Origin of the sequence: Immundisolibacter sp. (assembly GCF_041601295.1) — a bacterium.
GTDB lineage: Bacteria > Pseudomonadota > Gammaproteobacteria > Immundisolibacterales > Immundisolibacteraceae > Immundisolibacter.
The window spans coordinates 1-16,716 of the sequence record NZ_JBFIII010000065.1 but is presented as its reverse complement, the minus strand read 5'-3'; the positions used below and the strand labels follow the sequence as shown (position 1 = coordinate 16,716).

The 16,716-nt window shown below is 64.9% G+C and carries 19 protein-coding genes; 7 read left to right on the top strand and 12 right to left on the bottom strand.

From position 1 onward, the window contains the following. Positions 1-280: PhoU domain-containing protein (locus tag ABZF37_RS09635; protein WP_372719307.1), on the top strand; the 280-nt coding region annotated here is incomplete at its 5' end. Here the strand turns inward: ABZF37_RS09635 and ABZF37_RS09630 are convergent. Genes ABZF37_RS09630 through ABZF37_RS09615 form a run of 4 tightly spaced genes read right to left on the bottom strand, consistent with a single transcriptional unit; the run spans position 277 to position 3,711 of the window. Beyond that, positions 277-810 carry a gamma carbonic anhydrase family protein gene (locus ABZF37_RS09630; protein WP_372719305.1) on the bottom strand — a complete coding sequence of 178 codons (534 nt, stop codon included), beginning with the start codon at positions 808-810 and terminating at the stop codon, positions 277-279. The two genes, ABZF37_RS09635 and ABZF37_RS09630, sit on opposite strands and share 4 nt — an antisense overlap. A gap of 2 nt (positions 811-812) precedes the next feature. Further along, positions 813-2,159, bottom strand: coding sequence for a glutathione-disulfide reductase (gene gor, locus ABZF37_RS09625; protein WP_372719303.1), 1,347 nt, complete (start codon positions 2,157-2,159; stop codon positions 813-815). Continuing rightward, on the bottom strand, positions 2,156-3,142 hold the full coding sequence (locus tag ABZF37_RS09620) for a helical backbone metal receptor (protein ID WP_372719301.1): 987 nt from the start codon (positions 3,140-3,142) through the stop codon (positions 2,156-2,158). The genes gor and ABZF37_RS09620 overlap by 4 nt, the downstream gene beginning before the upstream one ends. Then, a complete protein-coding gene (locus ABZF37_RS09615; protein ID WP_372719299.1) occupies positions 3,139-3,711 on the bottom strand; it encodes a CoA pyrophosphatase in 573 nt (190 codons plus the stop codon). The genes ABZF37_RS09620 and ABZF37_RS09615 overlap by 4 nt, the downstream gene beginning before the upstream one ends. Positions 3,712-3,986: 275 nt before the next feature. Between ABZF37_RS09615 and hpf the strand changes: the two genes are divergently transcribed. Continuing rightward, positions 3,987-4,331 carry a ribosome hibernation-promoting factor, HPF/YfiA family gene (hpf, locus tag ABZF37_RS09610; protein ID WP_372719297.1) on the top strand — a complete coding sequence of 115 codons (345 nt, stop codon included), beginning with the start codon at positions 3,987-3,989 and terminating at the stop codon, positions 4,329-4,331. A gap of 34 nt (positions 4,332-4,365) precedes the next feature. On the opposite strand, the gene aroE is transcribed toward hpf, so the two are convergent. From aroE to ABZF37_RS09595, 3 genes are read right to left on the bottom strand one after another with little or no spacing between them, the layout of a single operon-like run. Continuing rightward, the gene (gene aroE, locus ABZF37_RS09605) at positions 4,366-5,178 is read right to left on the bottom strand and encodes a shikimate dehydrogenase (protein ID WP_372719295.1); all 813 of its coding nucleotides are present in this window, start codon (positions 5,176-5,178) and stop codon (positions 4,366-4,368) included. A gap of 1 nt (position 5,179) precedes the next feature. Continuing rightward, positions 5,180-6,178 (bottom strand): porphobilinogen synthase, encoded by a 999-nt coding sequence (gene hemB / locus ABZF37_RS09600; RefSeq protein ID WP_372719293.1) that lies wholly within the window; start codon positions 6,176-6,178, stop codon positions 5,180-5,182. A gap of 7 nt (positions 6,179-6,185) precedes the next feature. Beyond that, positions 6,186-6,836 (bottom strand): adenylate kinase, encoded by a 651-nt coding sequence (locus ABZF37_RS09595; protein ID WP_372719291.1) that lies wholly within the window; start codon positions 6,834-6,836, stop codon positions 6,186-6,188. 371 nt (positions 6,837-7,207) lie between these two features. On the opposite strand from ABZF37_RS09595, the gene ABZF37_RS09590 reads away from it, so the two are divergent. Continuing rightward, the gene (locus tag ABZF37_RS09590; protein ID WP_372719289.1) at positions 7,208-9,241 is read left to right on the top strand and encodes a sodium-translocating pyrophosphatase; all 2,034 of its coding nucleotides are present in this window, start codon (positions 7,208-7,210) and stop codon (positions 9,239-9,241) included. Between the two features lie 43 nt (positions 9,242-9,284). Here the strand turns inward: ABZF37_RS09590 and ABZF37_RS09585 are convergent, their stop codons facing one another. Beyond that, a complete protein-coding gene (locus tag ABZF37_RS09585) occupies positions 9,285-9,749 on the bottom strand; it encodes a molybdenum cofactor biosynthesis protein MoaE (RefSeq protein ID WP_372719287.1) in 465 nt (154 codons plus the stop codon). Beyond that, positions 9,746-9,976: a MoaD/ThiS family protein gene (locus tag ABZF37_RS09580; protein WP_372719285.1), complete on the bottom strand. Its 231-nt coding sequence runs from the start codon at positions 9,974-9,976 to the stop codon at positions 9,746-9,748. The genes ABZF37_RS09585 and ABZF37_RS09580 overlap by 4 nt, the downstream gene beginning before the upstream one ends. Before the next feature lie 78 nt (positions 9,977-10,054). Between ABZF37_RS09580 and ABZF37_RS09575 the strand changes: the two genes are divergently transcribed. Further along, positions 10,055-10,564, top strand: coding sequence for a molybdopterin-binding protein (locus ABZF37_RS09575; RefSeq protein ID WP_372719283.1), 510 nt, complete (start codon positions 10,055-10,057; stop codon positions 10,562-10,564). Further along, entirely contained in the window at positions 10,557-11,036 is a 480-nt protein-coding gene (gene moaC / locus ABZF37_RS09570) for a cyclic pyranopterin monophosphate synthase MoaC (protein WP_372719281.1), read from the top strand. Before ABZF37_RS09575 ends, moaC begins: the two co-directional genes overlap by 8 nt. 15 nt (positions 11,037-11,051) lie before the next feature. Here moaC and argF read toward each other — a convergent pair whose 3' ends face one another. Next, positions 11,052-11,954 carry an ornithine carbamoyltransferase gene (gene argF, locus ABZF37_RS09565; protein ID WP_372719279.1) on the bottom strand — a complete coding sequence of 301 codons (903 nt, stop codon included), beginning with the start codon at positions 11,952-11,954 and terminating at the stop codon, positions 11,052-11,054. A gap of 10 nt (positions 11,955-11,964) precedes the next feature. Further along, complete coding sequence (locus tag ABZF37_RS09560; protein ID WP_372719277.1) at positions 11,965-13,128, bottom strand: aspartate aminotransferase family protein; 1,164 nt, start codon at positions 13,126-13,128, stop codon at positions 11,965-11,967. A gap of 289 nt (positions 13,129-13,417) precedes the next feature. On the opposite strand from ABZF37_RS09560, the gene clpS reads away from it, so the two are divergent. Both clpS and clpA read left to right on the top strand, forming a co-directional pair. Next, positions 13,418-13,738: an ATP-dependent Clp protease adapter ClpS gene (gene clpS / locus ABZF37_RS09555; RefSeq protein ID WP_372719275.1), complete on the top strand. Its 321-nt coding sequence runs from the start codon at positions 13,418-13,420 to the stop codon at positions 13,736-13,738. A 1-nt stretch (position 13,739) separates the two neighbouring features. After that, on the top strand, positions 13,740-16,025 hold the full coding sequence (gene clpA / locus ABZF37_RS09550; protein ID WP_372719273.1) for an ATP-dependent Clp protease ATP-binding subunit ClpA: 2,286 nt from the start codon (positions 13,740-13,742) through the stop codon (positions 16,023-16,025). A gap of 124 nt (positions 16,026-16,149) precedes the next feature. Here the strand turns inward: clpA and infA are convergent, their stop codons facing one another. After that, on the bottom strand, positions 16,150-16,368 hold the full coding sequence (gene infA / locus ABZF37_RS09545; RefSeq protein WP_372719271.1) for a translation initiation factor IF-1: 219 nt from the start codon (positions 16,366-16,368) through the stop codon (positions 16,150-16,152). Positions 16,369-16,716: the final 348 nt, after the last annotated feature.

Below are 16,716 nucleotides of genomic sequence, written 5' to 3'. Positions count from 1 at the left end.
GGAAGTCGAACGCGAGGATCTGGAGGTTGACCGCGAATATGAGGCCGTTATGCGCCAGCTGGTCACCTACATGATGGAAGACCCGCGCTCGATCACCTGGGCATTGAATCTGGTATGGGCGGCGCGGGCCCTGGAGCGTATTGGCGACCATTCCAAGAATATCGCCGAGTACCTGATCTATCTGGTGCAGGGCACGGATGTGCGCCACGTCAGCATCGAGGAGCGCGAACGGCAGGTACAGGCCGTGGCGCTTGGGCACCGGCACCCTCCGGCCATTTAGGCGCCGGAGCGATACTGGTCCTTGAGCTCGGCGTAATGCGCCGCCGAGTGCACGAAAAACTCCAGTTCCTCAGGGCGTAGCTCGCGTACCGGTTTTGCCGGCCGGCCGGCCCACAGCCAGCCGCCGTACAGCTCCTTGCCCGGCGCTACCAGGGATCCGGCCGCCAGCAGCACGCCGCTGCGCAGCACCGCGCCGTCCATTACCAGCGAGCCCATGCCGACCAGGCAGCGGTCCTCGATGGTGCAGCCGTGCAGGGTAACCTGATGCCCGACGGTGACATCGGCGCCGACGTTAAGCGGGTCGCCCGCCGGCTTGTCGGGGGTCGGTTGGTTCACGTGCAGGACCGAGCCGTCCTGGATGTTGGTGCGGGCGCCGACGCGGATGCGGTTCACGTCACCGCGCAGCACGCTGAACGGCCACACCGAGGCATCGTCATCAAGTTCGACATGGCCGATCGCGAGCGCCGCCGGGTCTACCCAGGCGCGCGTGCCAAGCCGGGGCGTATGTCCGCCAAAACTGCGCAGATTCATGCTTACCTCATCAGCACCAGCTCTTCGCTGGCGGTTGGGTGGATAGCGACGGTGTCGTCAAGATCGCCCTTGCGGGCGCCCATTTTCACCGCCACGGCGAAGCCCTGCATCATTTCATCGGCGCCCCGGCCAACCACATGCAAGCCGATCACCCGCTCGTCCTCGCCCAGGCACACCAATTTAGCGACGGTCTGTGGGCGATGGCTGCCGAGGGCGTAGTACATATCGGCAAAGCGCGTGGTGTAGACGCGCACCGCATCGCCGTGGGCCGCGCGCGCCTGGGCTTCGGTCAGGCCAACGCTGGCGACCGGTGGGTGGCTGAATACCACCGACGGGATGTTGTCGTAATCGAGTCGCCGCTCGGCCTGGCCGTCGAACAGGCGATCGGCCAGGCGCCGTCCGGCAGCAATGGCAACCGGTGTCAACGCCGCCCGGCCGGTAATGTCGCCGACCGCGTGGATACCCGGCACGTTGGTGTCCTGCCAGATGTTGACGGGGATGTGGCCGTCCGCGGCGACCTGAACGCCCGCCTGTGGCAGGTTCAGGCCCTCGCTGCAGGGCGCGCGGCCGATGGCCCAGATAACACAATCAAAACCGCCTTCGCTGCGGCCGTCTTCCGACAGCAGGCTCAACCCATCGTCGCGGCGCTCCAGGGCCGCTGGAGTAAACCCCCGGTGCAGCGCCAGACCGGCCGCCTCCAGGTGGCCGGTGACGGCCTCCTGAACCAGCGTATCGAACTGCCGCAGCACGGTGTTACCGCGGATCATCAGCGCTACCTCGCTGCCCAGTGCGCGCAGCACTCCGGCAAGTTCAACGGCGATATAGCCGGCACCGACCACCGCCACCCGTTGTGGCTGCTCACGCAGGGCAAAGAAGCCGTCGCTGTCGATGCCGAGCTCCGCCCCCGGCAGCTGCGGCAGCGCTGGCCGGCCACCGGCGGCGATCAGGACGTGCCGGGCACGGTAGGCGGCGCCAGCCACCGTCACCGTATCGGGCGCAGAAAACTGGCCGTGTCCACGCAGCAGGGTGACCTTCGAGCCCTCCAGCATCTCCTCGTAAATAACGTTCAGTCGCGCCACGTAGGCGTCACGCGCACCGACCAGGCGGTTCCAGTCGAACGCCGTGGGACCGACCGAGAAGCCATAGTCGGCGGCGTGGTGCAGAGCCTCGGCAATGCTGGCGCCGTTCCACATCACTTTCTTGGGGACACAGCCGACGTTGACGCAGGTGCCGCCGAGGCGGTCGCTTTCCACCAGTGCCACGCGCGCGCCGTATTGAGCGGCCCGCCGGGCCGAGGCAACGCCGCCGCTACCGCCCCCGATAACCAGGTAATCGAGTATTTCACTCATGTCACAGCTCCGGCAGGGTCGGCAAGGCGCGGCAGCAGCTGACGGAAATACCGGGCCGCCGCCAGCAGGCGGCTACCCGGCCAGCTGAACATCTCGCCGTCAACCGGCACCATCAGGGTCTTTGGCAGCAGAGCCGCGAGTTCGGCCGCGTGAGCGGGTTTGAACGGGTATGGTTCCGATGACAGCAGCAATACATCGGGCGCCGCGGCGATGAGTTCGGCGGCGTCGATTTGCGGGTAGCGCGGATGGCTGGCGAACACGTTGTGCAGGCCGAGCCGTTGCATCAGGTCGTTGATGAAGGTGTCGCCCCCGGCCGCCATCCAGGGTTTGCGCCAGATCAGGTAGGCGCAGCGAAGGTCCGACAGGCGCGGCAAGTCCCCTAAGGCGCTCTGAATGTCGGTCGCCAGCCGCGCTGCGGCGACCTCCGCGCCCAGCGTGAAGCCCACCGCGCGGATCATGCCCAGCGCCTGGTTCACCGTGTTGATCTCCGTGACGTAGACCGGGGCGTGGGCGGCGATGGCGTCGACGTCCTCGGCCCGGTTCTCCTCGCGGTTAGCAAGTACCAGATCCGGCTCCAGCGCTTGTATCCGGTCCAGCTTGGGGTTTTTGGTGCCGCCGACACTGCGTCGATTACCTCGGGCCTGCGCCGGGTGGACGCAGAACTTGGTGACGCCAACCACTCGCTCGCCCACGCCAAGGGCGTACAGCAGTTCGGTTTGTGACGGCACCAGGGACACAATGCGTTGCGGCGGCGCCGGCACCACGAGCTCGTTGCCGAGGGAGTCGCGCACCTGGCGTGGCCACGGGCGCGGTGCCTGCCCGGCCAGACGTTGCGCCGCCTGCATCAGTATGCTCAGGCGCGCGCCGTCGTCGGCGGCCGGCCAGGCGGCGATCTCCTCCATCTGCCGGCCACAGCCCTTGCAGGTGTCGGCTGTTACCTCACAAACACTGATGCAGGCACTGCCGACTTCATGCCGCGTCATGCCGCGTCCTCCAGTACCGTGAGGAATTCGCCCAGAATCATGCCAGTGGCGCCCCAGATGCGCGTCCCCGGCAGGGCAAAGTAGGGCACCCGAACTCGGCCGACCGGGTCGAACGCGACCACTTCCATACCGCGGTATCTGGGGTCCAGCAACCGGGCGAGCGGCGTCTCGATGACCGTTGCGACTTCACGCGGGCAGGGGATGAACTGCGGTTGTGCCGGCACGCTCGCGACAAATGGATAGACCAGGTGGTTGCTGGCGCGCACGTACAGCGGCGACAGAGCGCCCAGCAGCGTCACCCTGTTCGGTTCAATCCCGAGTTCTTCGTGCGTTTCGCGCAGCGCTGTGTGTGTCAGCGACTCGTCACCCTCGCGCCGGCCACCGGGCAGCGCAACCTGTCCGCTGTGCGGGCCGCTGTAGTCGGGTCGGCGGATCAGGGCAAGCGTGGTGGTTGGTTCCCCGTCGCCAGCGGCGGGGTATAGCAGCAGCAGCACCGCGGCTTCGCGGTGATCCTGCGGGATGTCGGTCCAACGCTCGTCCATCTTGCCGTGGTAGGGCAGCGGCGCCATACGGGCCTGTCCGGCGCGGCCAGGCAGGCTGCCAGTCAGCGCTCGGCGCAGGCGATCAGGCAATAGCAAATGGGGGGGCGAGGTAGGGCGGGACATAGCCGAAAAGCACTTGAAACAAGCACCTTACTCCTCACACCGGGTGCCCTGTCAACGCTCCCAGCGTGCATTGCGGGCGCTGCGCAGGCAGCGTAGATTCGTAGCTAAGGCGCGTGCCGCCGGGACGGCAGGAGGCAGGCGAAGCGCGCCGGTTGTGAATCACGATTAAGGAGAACTCCATGCGTTTACCTTTGCAGATCACCGCCCGCGGCATCGAGCTGACCGAGGCTATCGAGTCGGCTGTGCGCAAGAAGGCCGAGAAGCTTGACCATTTCAGCGATCAGATCATGGCCTGTCGGGTGGTTATCGAGTGTCCCCACAAGCACCATCACAAGGGCGTTCTGTACAACGTACACATCGACCTGACCGTGCCGGGAGCCGAGCTGGTGGTCAAGCGCGAACCGAATGAGGACCTGTACGTGGCGCTACGCGATGCCTTCGACGCCGCTGGCCGGCAGCTGCGTGAGCGCATGGACCGTAACCATGATCACCATGGGCGAAACGGCGCTCCGCTGGAGCTTTAACGACTTACGCCTATCGGCATCCCCGGCGGGGGTCTCAGGCCTGACGCAAGGCCGTGATGAGCGCCGTCGTCGCTGGCCTGATGCCTCGCCAGAGCCAGAAGGCCTCCGCCGCCTGCTCGACCAGCATGCCCAGGCCATCGTGGCAGGCGGTGGCGCCGTCGCGGCGGGCGAGTGTCAGAAACGGCACGGCGGCACGGCCATAGACGAGGTCATAGGCCACGCTGCTGGCGCTGAAAACGGCCTGTGGCAGTGCCGGGGCCTTGCCGCCAAGACCGGCGGCGGTGGCGTTGATGATCAGGTCAAAGCCACTGCCAGGGAACTCGACCGGGGCCTGTCGCACGGGTCCGAGCGCCCGAAAGCGGGCTGCCAGTGCGTTGGCCCGTTCTGGGGTGCGGTTGATGATCACCAGCTCCGCCACGCCGGCCGTCAGCAGGGGTCCGACGATGCCGGCGGCGGCCCCACCGGCGCCTATCAGCAGCACCCGGCGATTGATCAGAACCACGCCGAGGTTCTGGGTCAGATCGCGCAGCAGACCGACGCCGTCGGTGTTGAAGCCGCCGAGCCGGCCGTCGGCTTCCAGGCGTAGCGTGTTGACGGCCTGCGCCTGCTCGGCCAGGGCGTCGCAGTGGTCGGCGAGCCGGAATGCTTGGTCCTTGAACGGCACAGTGACGTTGCAGCCCAGGCCGCCCAGGGCCAGGAAACGCTGCACGGCGGGGCCGAAATCCCCAGGCGATGCGTCGATCGCCTGGTAGGTAAGCACCTGTCCGGTCTGGGCCGCGAAGGCGGCATGAATCTGCGGCGATTTGCTATGGCCGACCGGGTGGCCGAACACGGCGTAACGGTCCATCTCAGCGCTGCAGGTAGCGGGCGGCGTCGAGCGCAAAGTAGCTGAGGATGCCGTCGGCGCCGGCGCGTCGGCAGGCCAGCAGCGTCTCCAGCACGCCGGCGCGCTCGTCCAGCCAACCGTTCTGCGCGGCGGCCTTGAGCATGGCGTACTCGCCGCTGACCTGATAAACGAAGGTTGGAACCGCAAAGCGGTCCTTCACGCGTCTGACGATATCCAGGTACGGCAGTCCGGGCTTGATCATTACCATGTCGGCGCCCTCGGCCAGATCCAGCGCCACCTCGTGCAGGGCCTCGTCCCTGTTGCCGCAGTCCATCTGGTAGTCGTGCTTGCCGGCGCCGCCCAGGGTAGCCGCCGAGCCGACGGCGTCGCGAAACGGTCCGTAGAAGGCCGACGCGTACTTGGCCGAGTAGGCGAGGATGGCGGTGTTGACCAGACCTTCGCGTTCAAGTGCCTTGCGGATGACGCCGACCCGCCCGTCCATCATGTCGGACGGCGCCACCACGTCGGCGCCAGCGCGCGCCTGGCACACCGCCTGCCGCGTCAGTGCCGATACCGTCGTGTCATTGAGCACGTACCCGCTGTGGTCAATCAGGCCATCCTGGCCGTGCGAGGTGTAGGGATCCAGCGCCACGTCGGTGATGACGCCCAGTTCCGGTAGCGCGGACTTGAGCGCCTGAACCGCGCGTGGCACCAACCCGTCCGGATTCCAGGCCTGTGAGGCGTCAGCGGATTTCAGCGCGGGGTCGATGACCGGAAACAAGGCCAACGCGGGAATGCCAAGACCGGCCGCCGCGCGCGCGTGCGCCACCAGCAAGTCGATGCTGAGTCGTTCAACGCCCGGCATGCTGGCCACCGGCTCGCGTTTCCCGGTGCCGTCCAGCACGAACACCGGGTAAATAAGATCGGCCGGCGTCAGCCGCGTCTCGCGTACCAGGTCGCGCAGAAAGCCGGTACGGCGCAGGCGCCGCAAGCGGCTGGAGGGGTAACTGCGCTCGGTCATCGCTTGCTCAGCTCAATACCTTGGCAATCTTGCGCAACTCGACAAAGATGGTATCCACGGGCTGCTCGCCGTCGACCGTGTGCAGTTTTCCGGCCGCGCGGTAGAACTCGACCAGCGGGGCGGTTTCCGCAGCGTAGGTGGCGAGGCGCTGGGCAACGGTGCTCTCGTTGTCGTCGCTGCGCTGGTAGGTCTCCCCGCCGCAGGCATCACACACCCCCTCGCGCGCGGACGGCGCTGTGTAGACGTTATATATGGCGCCACAATCGCGGCAGGTGCGGCGCCCGGCAATTCGCCGCTTGAGTTCCTCGGCGCTGACGTCGATCAGAATTGCCGCCTGTAACGACAGGCTCAGGCGCCCCAGCAATGTTTCGAGTGCCTCGGCCTGCGCCAGGTTGCGCGGGAAGCCGTCGAGGATGAACTCGTGCAGCCCGTCCGGCCCGCCAAGCCGTTCCTCGATCAGGCCGAGCACGATATCGTCCGACACCAGTTTGCCGGCGTCCATGGCGGCCTTGGCACGCAGCCCGATCGGACTTGCCGCCTTGACCGCCGCCCGCAGCAGGTCGCCGGTGGATAGCTGGGGCGCGCCATAGGCCTGTACCAGTTGCTTGGCCTGGGTGCCTTTGCCGGAACCTGGCGCGCCTAACATGACGACTCGCATGGTTTGGAAATCCTTGTCGATGGGAGAGATGGAATGTGGCGCACGGCCTGGAGAACCGACCAGCGAGAACCCTGGCACACCGTCGCGCGCTGCCGGGTCGGCGGCAAACCTAAGCGATCGCCTGGCTGTCGTCAAACCGGTGGCGCGGGCGGTTTCCGGCGACGGTTGCGCGGGAGTGCTGGTGTGGTCGGCTGAACGGCGCATTCGTCACGATTCGCCGTTGCTGGCAGCGCCCTGGGTTCGGACGCGACGGCTCGCCGGCCAGTTCAAGCTATAATCCGCGCCGTTTTGTAACCGGTCAGGCCGCCTTGGTCTGGGCCGGTTATTTTTGAGCGGCCGATCGACCGCCATACTTTAAAAGGGGAGATCCCATGACGACCGACCTTGCACTGTGGATCGCCATCGGCGCCGGGGTAGTGGCCATCATTTATGGCTTGGTAACCGTGCGCTGGATCGTGGCGCAGCCCGCTGGCAACGCCCGCATGCAGGAAATCGCCGCCGCCATCCAGGCCGGCGCGCAGGCCTATCTGAACCGCCAGTACACCACCATCGCGGTGGTCGGAGTGGTGCTGTTCGCGGTGCTGGGCCTGGCCCTGAACTGGCCGACCGCGGGTGGTTTCGCCGTGGGAGCGATACTGTCGGGTCTGACCGGCTACATCGGCATGAACGTGTCCGTGCGTGCCAATGTGCGCACGGCACATGCCGCCAGCATCGGCCTTAATCCGGCGATGCAAGTGGCGTTTCGCGGCGGTGCCGTCACCGGGATGTTGGTGGTTGGCCTCGGGTTGCTGGGCGTGGCCGGCTACTACCTGGTCATGTTGCAGGTGACCGGCCCCGATGACGCATTGCACTCACTGGTTGGCCTGGCCTTTGGCGGCTCGCTGATTTCAATTTTTGCCCGCCTGGGCGGTGGCATTTTCACCAAGGGCGCGGACGTGGGCGCCGACCTGGTGGGTAAGGTCGAGGCCGGTATCCCCGAGGATGACCCGCGCAACCCGGCGGTGATCGCGGATAACGTGGGCGACAACGTCGGCGACTGCGCCGGCATGGCCGCGGATCTTTTCGAGACCTACGCGGTGACGCTGGTGGCGACCATGCTGCTGGCGGGCCTGACCATGCAATCGCTGGGCGTCAACGCCATCCTGTACCCGCTGCTACTGGGTGCCGTTTCGATTCTCGCTTCGGTCGCCGGGACGTTCTTCGTCAAGGTCACCGACGGTGGCAAGATCATGAACGCGCTCTACCGGGGCGTGGCGGTGTCGGGCGTGCTCGCCGCGGCGGCGTTCTACCCCATCTCCACAGCGATGATGGGCGAGCAGGCGATGGGGCTTTACTACTGCGCCCTGATTGGTCTTGCGTTGACCGCCGCCATGGTGGTCATCACCGAGTACTACACGGCGACCGAGTACGGACCGGTGCGCGGCATCGCGGCGGCCTCGCAGACTGGCCACGGCACTAACGTCATTGCCGGTCTGGCGGTGTCCATGCGCTCCACCGCGCTGCCAGTGCTGTCCGTGTGTGTGGCCATCGGTGCCTCGTACCAGCTCGGTGGCCTGTACGGCATTGCCATCGCCGCCACCGCCATGCTGTCCATGACCGGCATGATCGTGGCGCTGGACGCCTACGGCCCCATCACCGACAACGGTGGCGGCATCGCCGAGATGTCCGGTCTGCCCAGTAGCGTGCGGAACATCACCGACGCGCTGGATGCGGTCGGCAACACCACCAAGGCGGTGACCAAGGGCTACGCCATCGGTTCGGCCGGTCTGGCGGCGCTGGTGCTGTTCGCTGACTACACGGCCAACCTGGAAGTGCTCGGTAAGCTCCAGGTGTTCAGCCTGTCGGACCCGGCGGTGATCATCGGCCTGTTCATCGGCGGCATGGTGCCGTATCTGTTCGGCGCCATGGCCATGGAGGCGGTCGGTCGTGCCGCCGGTTCGGTGGTGGTGGAAGTGCGGCGTCAGTTCAAGGAAATCCCCGGCATCATGGAAGGCACCGGCAAGCCGGATTACTCCAAGGCTGTGGACCTGCTGACCAAGGCCGCCATCAAGGAAATGGTGGTGCCGTCGTTGCTGCCGATTGTGGTGCCAGTGCTGGTCGGCTTCGGCATGAACTACCTGATGGGCCCTGGCGCCGGCGTCAAGGCGCTGGGTGGCCTGCTGATTGGCACCATCGTGACCGGGCTGTTCGTGGCGATTTCGATGTGCACCGGCGGCGGTGCCTGGGACAACGCCAAAAAGTATGTCGAGGAAGGCAACTACGGTGGCAAGGGTTCCGAGACCCACAAGGCGGCGGTGACCGGCGACACCGTGGGCGATCCCTACAAGGACACCGCTGGCCCGGCCATCAACCCGCTGATCAAGATCATCAACATTGTGGCCCTGCTGCTGGTGCCGCTGCTCTAGGGAGCCGCTGATTTATTCAGCGCTTCCTCACCGAGGGGCCGGCTTATGTCGGCCCTTTTTTGTTCGGCTGACTGCCGGCTGGTGTGGTGCGCTCTACCCAGCGGCGGGCGCCGTCAGCCACGGTTTCCTTTTTCCAGAACGGCGCCCGCTGCTTGAGTTCCTCGATCAGGTGACGACAGGCGGCGAATGCCGCCTCGCGGTGAGCTGACCAGGCGGCGGTGAGCACAATCGCTTCGCCGAGCAGGATTGGCCCGACCCGATGCACGATCAGCACCTCGCCCACCGGCCATCGCTGAAGCGCCTCGTCGGCGATTCGCTCAAGTGCTCGCTCGGTCATGCCGGGGTAATGCTCCAGCGTCATGGCGCTGACAGCGTCACCCTCGTTGAAGTCGCGCAGCGTGCCCACGAACACCGAGCAGGCGCCATGGCTGGTCGTTGGCAGTGCCGCCTGGTGGCTCGCCAAGCGTGCCCAGGGGTCGAACGGCCCGACGACGACCTCGGTCGTCATCCTCCGGTCACCGGCGGAAAAAACGCCACTTCGTCGCCATCGTGCACGGTAGCGTCCGCGGCCACGTAGTCGTGGTTCAGGGCGCATAGCAGACGTGCCGGTAGCTGCGCCTGTCCGGTCGCGGCGCGCCAGACATCCGCCACGCAGCCGGCCGGCAGTTCAACACTCGCCCCATCCAGGCCAAGTGCCTCGCGCAGGCTGGCAAAAAACTTAACGTTGATCTTCATGGGCAGTGAGCTTTTGGGGGAGCTTGTTTCAAGATACCCCCATAATAATCGGCCAAGCGAGCACCGTGAGCCGTCGCCATGAGCAAAGCTACCGCAACGCCGCGCAGCCTGCGCGTGGCGGTGTTGACCTATTCCAATCGCCGCACGGGCGAGGACGACAGCGCCGGTGGCCTGATCCGCCGGTGCTTGACTGGCGCCGGTCATCAGGTGGCGACGTCTGCGATCCGTCACGGCGATGCGCTGGCCATGCGTGAGTTCCTGCGTGCCTGGCTGGCCGATCCGGGGATTGATGCGGTGGTCAGCAGCGGCGGCACCGGCATCACCGATTGCATGCCGCAGGCCGCAGCGCCGTTGATCGAGCACGACATCCCCGGCTTTGCGGTGCTGTTTCAGGTCCTGTCGCTGGAAGATATTGGCAGTTCCGGCATGTTGTCGCGGGCCTGTGCCGGCCTGGCTGGCGGCAAGCTGCTGTTTCTGCTGCCAGGCTCGGAAGGCGGCAGCCGGCTGGCTATGCAGCGGCTGGTGATACCTCAGCTCGACAGCAGCACCCGACCGTGCAGCCTGGCAGGACTACTGAGCGATGAGTGAATTAACGCATTTCAATCGCCGTGGCGAGGCGCACATGGTGGACGTCGGTGACAAGCCGGTCAGCCAGCGCCAGGCAGTCGCCAGCGGACGCATCCTGATGCAGGCCGAAACGCTGGCGCGCATCCTGGCCGGCGATCACAAGAAGGGCGACGTACTTGGTATCGCGCGTGTCGCCGGCATCATGGCCAGCAAGCGCACTGCCGACCTGATTCCCTTGTGCCATCCCCTGGCGCTGACTGCGGTCAGTGTGGAGTTCGAAACTATCGAGAAGCCGCCAGCCGTGCTATGCCGGGCCAGCGTCAGCACAGCCGGCCAAACCGGTGTTGAGATGGAAGCGCTGATGGCGGTGCAGGTGGCCCTGCTGACTATCTACGATATGTGCAAGGCGGTGGACCGCGGCATGCAGATGACCGACATCGGCCTGCTGGAGAAGCGTGGGGGTAAGTCTGGAGTCTGGCAACGGGCCGAATGACCACCTGCCGGGTGTTCAGCCCAGTAGCAGTTCCAACAGGGCTTTTTGCGCATGCAAGCGGTTCTCCGCCTCGTCCCACACCACGCTTTGTGGGCCATCAATGACTTCGGCGCTGACTTCCTCGCCGCGATGGGCCGGCAGGCAGTGCATGAAGATTGCTCCCGGCGCCGCCCGCGTCATCATCGCCTGGTTGACCTGATAGCCGGCAAACGCCTCGGTACGCGCGGCGGCTTCCTGTTCCTGCCCCATACTGGCCCACACATCGGTCACTACCACGTCGGCACCTGCGGCGGCCGCCTGCGGATCGTCAAGCATCTGCACGCAGCCGGCATAGGCTTGTTGCAGGTCGTCCGCCGGGTGGTAGCCGGAGGGTGCCGCCACGCGCAGGTGAAAACCGAACGCCTGCGCGGCTTGCATCCAGCTATGGCAAACGTTGTTGCCATCGCCGATAAAGGCCGCCGTGCGGCCGCGGATGTCGCCGTGGCGCTCGACCCAGGTGAGGATATCGGCCAGTAATTGACACGGGTGGAAGCGGTCGGTGAGGGCATTGATTACCGGCACCGCGGAGTGGGCCGCAAAGGTCTCCAGGCGCTCGTGGCTGAAGGTACGCACCACCAGCACGTCAACCATGCGCGACAGCACACGGGCGGAGTCTTCCACCGTCTCGCCACGGCCAATCTGGATGTCGCGCGGCGACAGGAACATGGTGTGCCCGCCAAGATGGGTCCAGGCTGCCTCGAATGAGGCGCGCGTACGGGTCGACGACTTCTCGAACAGCATCGCCAGCACCTTGCCGGCGTAAGGCGTGGCCCGCTCGCCCCGACGATGTGCGTCCTTCAGCACCGCCGCGCGCGCGATCAAGGCAGTCAGTTCATCCGGCGTAAGGTCCGGCAGGGCCAGGAAATGTCGTCCCGTCATCCCGGACCACTCACGCTTGGGCGCAGAAATCGACGATCAGCGGACACAAGGTGTCCAGCAACAAGGTCGCATCCTCGTCACTCATGATCAGCGGGGGGAGCAGGCGTACCACGCGTTCGGCGGTGACGTTGATCAGTAAACGTCGCTCGAGCGCACGGTGCACCAGTTCCGCGCATGGGCGGTCCAGTTCGATACCAATCAGCAACCCCAGGCCACGTATGTCCACGACCCCGGCGCAGCCGACCAGGCGCTCACGCAGCCCGGACAACAGGCTGGTGCCAAGTTGCGCTGCGCGTTGATCCAGTGCCTGCTGTTCGATGACATCAAGCGTCGCCAGCGCGGCGCTACAGGCGAGCGGATTGCCGCCAAAGGTCGTGGCGTGATTGCCGGCCTGCAAAACGTCGGCAGCTTTGCCGTGCGCCAGACAGGCGCCGATAGGCACCCCGTTGCCGAGGCCTTTGGCGAGTGTCATCACCTCCGGCTGGATACCCGCATGCTGAAAGGCGAACCAGCGCCCGCTACGCGCCATGCCAGTCTGTACCTCATCCAGCATCAGTAGCCAGTGGTGCTGGTCGCACAGGGCGCGCACGCCAGCCAGATAGTCGGCTGACGGCAGGCGAATGCCGCCTTCGCCCTGTATCGGCTCCAGCAGCACCGCCACCACGTCGCGCTGGTGCTCCGCGACCCGGCGCAGGGCGTCAAGGTCGTCGTAAGGTACCCGGGTGAAGCCCTGCACCAGTGGTTCAAAGCCGGCCTGCACCTTACGGTTGCCGGTGGCGCTCAAGGTGGCCAGAGTACGCCCGTGAAAACTGCCATCGGCCACTACTACGGTTGGTACAGCGATGCCGCGCGCGTGGCCGTATTTGCGGGCGATCTTGATGGCGGCCTCATTGGCCTCGGCGCCGGAATTACAGAAGAACACCTGTTGCATGCCTGCCAACGTGGTGAGTCGCTCCGCCAGGCGCGTTTGAAGCGGCACCTCGTACAAATTCGAGGTATGCACCAGGGTGGCCGCTTGCTCGGCGAGCGACTTGGCGACCTGCGGGTGCGCATGACCGAGGCCACACACGGCGATGCCGGACAGCGCGTCCAGGTAGCGCTCACCATGTGTGTCCCACAGCCAGACGCCGGCGCCGCGTTCGAACGCTACCGGCAGACGGGTGTATGTGCCCATGAGGGCTGGATCAGGGCCAGACATTCCCCACCCCAGAAAACAAAAACAGCCGACGAGGCGGCTGCTATGCGAATTCCAAGTCTAGCATCAAACCTGGCTTGACAAAGGCGTTCAAACGCTGTGTTGACAAGGTGCGAAGCTCACTTCAGCATTGAGGCCACGTCGCATCTCGGACAACACGGCAAGTGGCGCGCGCGGCGGACGGCGGGGAATGAGTGATACGGTGACGGCGCAACTGTAGTGGGTGTTGCCGGAACCTGCGGCACGCGGTCTATCAAAGATTCCTTATATGAGCAGTGATCAACGAGAAGGCAACGGCGGCGCGCTGGATGTCCGCGAAGCCAAGCCCAAAGTGGAGCAACCACCTCTCTATAAGGTGGTGCTGCTCAATGACGACTACACGCCAATGGAGTTTGTCGTGCATGTACTGGAACGGTTTTTCACCCTGGACAGGGAACGTGCTACCCAGGTGATGCTCCAGGTGCATACTCGTGGCAAGGGCGTGTGTGGCGTATACACGCGCGAGATCGCCGAAACCAAAGTGGCACAGGTTGTGCAGTACTCTCGTGAGAACGAGCACCCCTTGCAATGCGATATGGAAGTAGCCTGACATGCTCAGTCACGAACTCGAATTCACCCTGAATCAGGCTTTCCGTCAGGCGCGCGAGAAGCGCCAGGAATTCATGACGGTCGAGCATCTGCTGCAGATGCTGCTGGACAGTCCGTCGGCGGCGTCGGTATTGCGCGCCTGCGGCGCCGATATAGAGCGCCTGCGCCGGGAACTTGGCGCCTTCATCGACAAGAACACGCCGCTGCTGGCCGAGGGTGACGAGCGGGACGTGCAGCCAACCATCGGTTTCCAGCGGGTATTGCAACGTTCGATGTTTCACGTGCAGGCGTCAGGCAAGCGTGAGGTCACCGGCGCCAACGTGCTGGTCGCCATCTTCAGCGAGAAGGAGTCCCACGCGGTCTACCTGCTTGGCAAGCAGGGCGTCAGCCGGCTGGACGTGGTCAATTACATCGCCCACGGCATATCCAAAGTGAATGAAGGCGAAGAAAACGAAGCGGCTCCCGGCCCCGAGGATGATGCACAGGGCGACGGGGGTGCCAAGACGGCGCTGGATAAGTTCGCGGTGAATCTGAATGACCAGGCCCGTCAGGGGCGTATCGATCCGCTGATCGGTCGCGCCGACGAGATCGAGCGGACCATGAAAATCCTGTGCCGGCGACGCAAGAACAACCCGCTGTTCGTGGGTGAGGCTGGCGTTGGCAAGACTGCGCTGGCCGAAGGCTTGGCAAAACGCATCGTGGACGGCGAAGTACCGGACGCGCTGGCCGAGTGCACCGTGTTTTCGCTGGATATGGGCGCCCTGCTGGCCGGTACCAAATATCGTGGCGACTTTGAAAAGCGCCTCAAGACGGTGCTCAAGGACCTGTCCAAGGACCCCGGTTCAATCCTGTTCATTGACGAGATCCACACCATTATTGGCGCTGGCGCGGCTTCCGGCGGAGTGATGGATGCCTCGAACCTGATCAAGCCGGTGCTGGCTTCCGGTGAACTCAAGTGCATCGGCTCCACCACCTACCAGGAATACCGCGGCATTTTCGAGAAGGATCGCGCCCTGTCGCGTCGCTTCCAGAAGATCGACGTCGGCGAGCCCAGCGTGTCGGAAACGGTACAGATCCTGCGTGGCTTGCGTACCCACTACGAGAGCCACCACAGCGTGCGCTACACCAACGCGGCGCTGGCGGCGGCTGCTGAGCTGTCGGCCCGCTACATCAACGATCGCTTTTTGCCGGACAAGGCCATCGACGTCATAGACGAGGCTGGTGCTGCCCAACGCGTGCTGCCGCCGAGCAAACGCAAGAAAGTGATCGGCGTCGGCGACGTCGAGCAGGTGGTGGCGCGCATCGCCCGTATTCCGCCCAAGCAGGTGTCGAGTAATGACATGGAGAAGCTGCGCACGCTCGACCGCAACCTGAAGATGACGGTGTTCGGCCAGGACGATGCGATTGCAACCCTGACGGCAGCCATCAAGATGGCGCGTTCGGGTCTGGGCCCGCAGGCGCGGCCGATCGGTTCGTTCCTGTTTGCCGGACCGACGGGTGTTGGCAAGACCGAGCTCAGCCGCCAGTTGGCGCTTGCGATGGGGATCGAGCTGATCCGCTTTGACATGTCGGAGTACATGGAGCGGCATACCGTATCGCGCCTGATCGGTGCGCCGCCGGGCTATGTTGGCTTCGACCAGGGTGGTCTGCTCACCGAGGCGATCAACAAGCATCCGCATTGCGTGCTGCTGATGGACGAAATCGAAAAAGCTCACCCGGACGTGTTTAACCTGCTGCTGCAGGTGATGGATCATGGCGCTCTGACCGACAACAATGGCCGCAAGGCGGATTTTCGCAACGTCATCATCATCATGACCACGAACGCGGGCGCCGAACTGGCCGCGCGCTCGTCAGTGGGCTTCACCAAGCAGGACCACAGTGCCGATGACATGGAGGCGATCAACCGCATGTTCGCGCCGGAGTTTCGCAATCGCCTGGATGGGGTTGTGCGCTTCCAGGGTCTCAGCGAGGCGACGATTGCTCACGTGGTGGACAAGTTCGTCATGGAACTGGAAAGCCAGCTCGAAGCGAAGAACGTCACCATCGAAGTCGACGACGAAGCCCGCAGCTGGCTGGCCGAGCATGGCTACGATGTACGGATGGGCGCCCGGCCGATGACCCGCCTTATCCAGGACAAGATTCGTCGCGCGTTGGCGGACGAGTTGTTGTTCGGCAAGCTGGCGGCCCACGGAGGGCATGTGACGGTCAGTTGCGCCGAAGGCGAGTTGAAAATCGACTGTCAGCCGGCGCCGACTCGGGCAGCGCGGGTGGCGGAAGAAGCAACCTGACGCTCCCGCCGTTCGTCGTTGCTAATGGCGTTTGGCCTGTGCAAGAGCGGCGAAGGTTGGTGCGGCGGGTTGCTTGCAGGCGCCGCGGACCTGCTAGGGTTTAGCCATCCCGTTGCGGGGCAGCCTAGCGAGCGCGGTAAGTGATACGTCCCTTGCTCAGATCGTAAGGGGTCAGGGACACCGTCACCTGGTCGCCGGTGAGAATGCGGATGTAGTGTTTGCGCATTTTCCCGGATATGTGCGCGGTGACTACGTGCTCGTTTTCCAAGCGTACCCGAAACGTGGTGTTGGGGAGGGTTTCGATCACCGTCCCCTGCATTTCAATACCTTCTTCCTTCGCCATTCAATACTCAGTTTGCCAATAGGGTAAACGCCGGATTGTATGCGGCCGGCAGGGGCGCCTCAACTTCGAGTGCTTTGTCGGCCTGCGAGTTGGGCGGTGCCGGTCCTGTTTCGAGGCCGGATGATTGGGGTGGTTCGGGGTGCATGACGCCGCTGGCGGTTGTTATGCAAGCGGCGAGTCGGTATTTTCAATTATCTGCTGTCACGCTGGCGCCTCGACGCGGCACAGCGTCCGCGCCGTTTCACTGCGGCCCACCCGAAGAATGCAATGATGCGGCCGCGGGGCACCGGTCCGACGCCGGTCGCAGCGTCTGCCCTGTTTCCAGAGCGGCCAGGCATGGGCTCGTTT

Bases quoted from the DNA above. Each gene is read 5' to 3' on its own strand.
- ABZF37_RS09580 (WP_372719285.1), bottom strand. From the start codon at position 9,976: ATGAAGATCAACGTTAAGTTTTTTGCCAGCCTGCGCGAGGCACTTGGC.
- infA (WP_372719271.1), bottom strand. From the start codon at position 16,368: ATGGCGAAGGAAGAAGGTATTGAAATGCAGGGGACGGTGATCGAAACC.
- moaC (WP_372719281.1), top strand. From the start codon at position 10,557: ATGAGTGAATTAACGCATTTCAATCGCCGTGGCGAGGCGCACATGGTG.
- ABZF37_RS09595 (WP_372719291.1), bottom strand. From the start codon at position 6,836: ATGCGAGTCGTCATGTTAGGCGCGCCAGGTTCCGGCAAAGGCACCCAG.
- ABZF37_RS09620 (WP_372719301.1), bottom strand. From the start codon at position 3,142: ATGACGCGGCATGAAGTCGGCAGTGCCTGCATCAGTGTTTGTGAGGTA.
- aroE (WP_372719295.1), bottom strand. From the start codon at position 5,178: ATGGACCGTTACGCCGTGTTCGGCCACCCGGTCGGCCATAGCAAATCG.
- ABZF37_RS09590 (WP_372719289.1), top strand. From the start codon at position 7,208: ATGACGACCGACCTTGCACTGTGGATCGCCATCGGCGCCGGGGTAGTG.
- hemB (WP_372719293.1), bottom strand. From the start codon at position 6,178: ATGACCGAGCGCAGTTACCCCTCCAGCCGCTTGCGGCGCCTGCGCCGT.
- ABZF37_RS09615 (WP_372719299.1), bottom strand. From the start codon at position 3,711: ATGGCGCCGCTGCCCTACCACGGCAAGATGGACGAGCGTTGGACCGAC.
- clpA (WP_372719273.1), top strand. From the start codon at position 13,740: ATGCTCAGTCACGAACTCGAATTCACCCTGAATCAGGCTTTCCGTCAG.
- gor (WP_372719303.1), bottom strand. From the start codon at position 2,159: ATGAGTGAAATACTCGATTACCTGGTTATCGGGGGCGGTAGCGGCGGC.
- argF (WP_372719279.1), bottom strand. From the start codon at position 11,954: ATGACGGGACGACATTTCCTGGCCCTGCCGGACCTTACGCCGGATGAA.
- hpf (WP_372719297.1), top strand. From the start codon at position 3,987: ATGCGTTTACCTTTGCAGATCACCGCCCGCGGCATCGAGCTGACCGAG.
- ABZF37_RS09585 (WP_372719287.1), bottom strand. From the start codon at position 9,749: ATGACGACCGAGGTCGTCGTCGGGCCGTTCGACCCCTGGGCACGCTTG.
- ABZF37_RS09560 (WP_372719277.1), bottom strand. From the start codon at position 13,128: ATGGGCACATACACCCGTCTGCCGGTAGCGTTCGAACGCGGCGCCGGC.
- ABZF37_RS09630 (WP_372719305.1), bottom strand. From the start codon at position 810: ATGAATCTGCGCAGTTTTGGCGGACATACGCCCCGGCTTGGCACGCGC.
- ABZF37_RS09575 (WP_372719283.1), top strand. From the start codon at position 10,055: ATGAGCAAAGCTACCGCAACGCCGCGCAGCCTGCGCGTGGCGGTGTTG.
- clpS (WP_372719275.1), top strand. From the start codon at position 13,418: ATGAGCAGTGATCAACGAGAAGGCAACGGCGGCGCGCTGGATGTCCGC.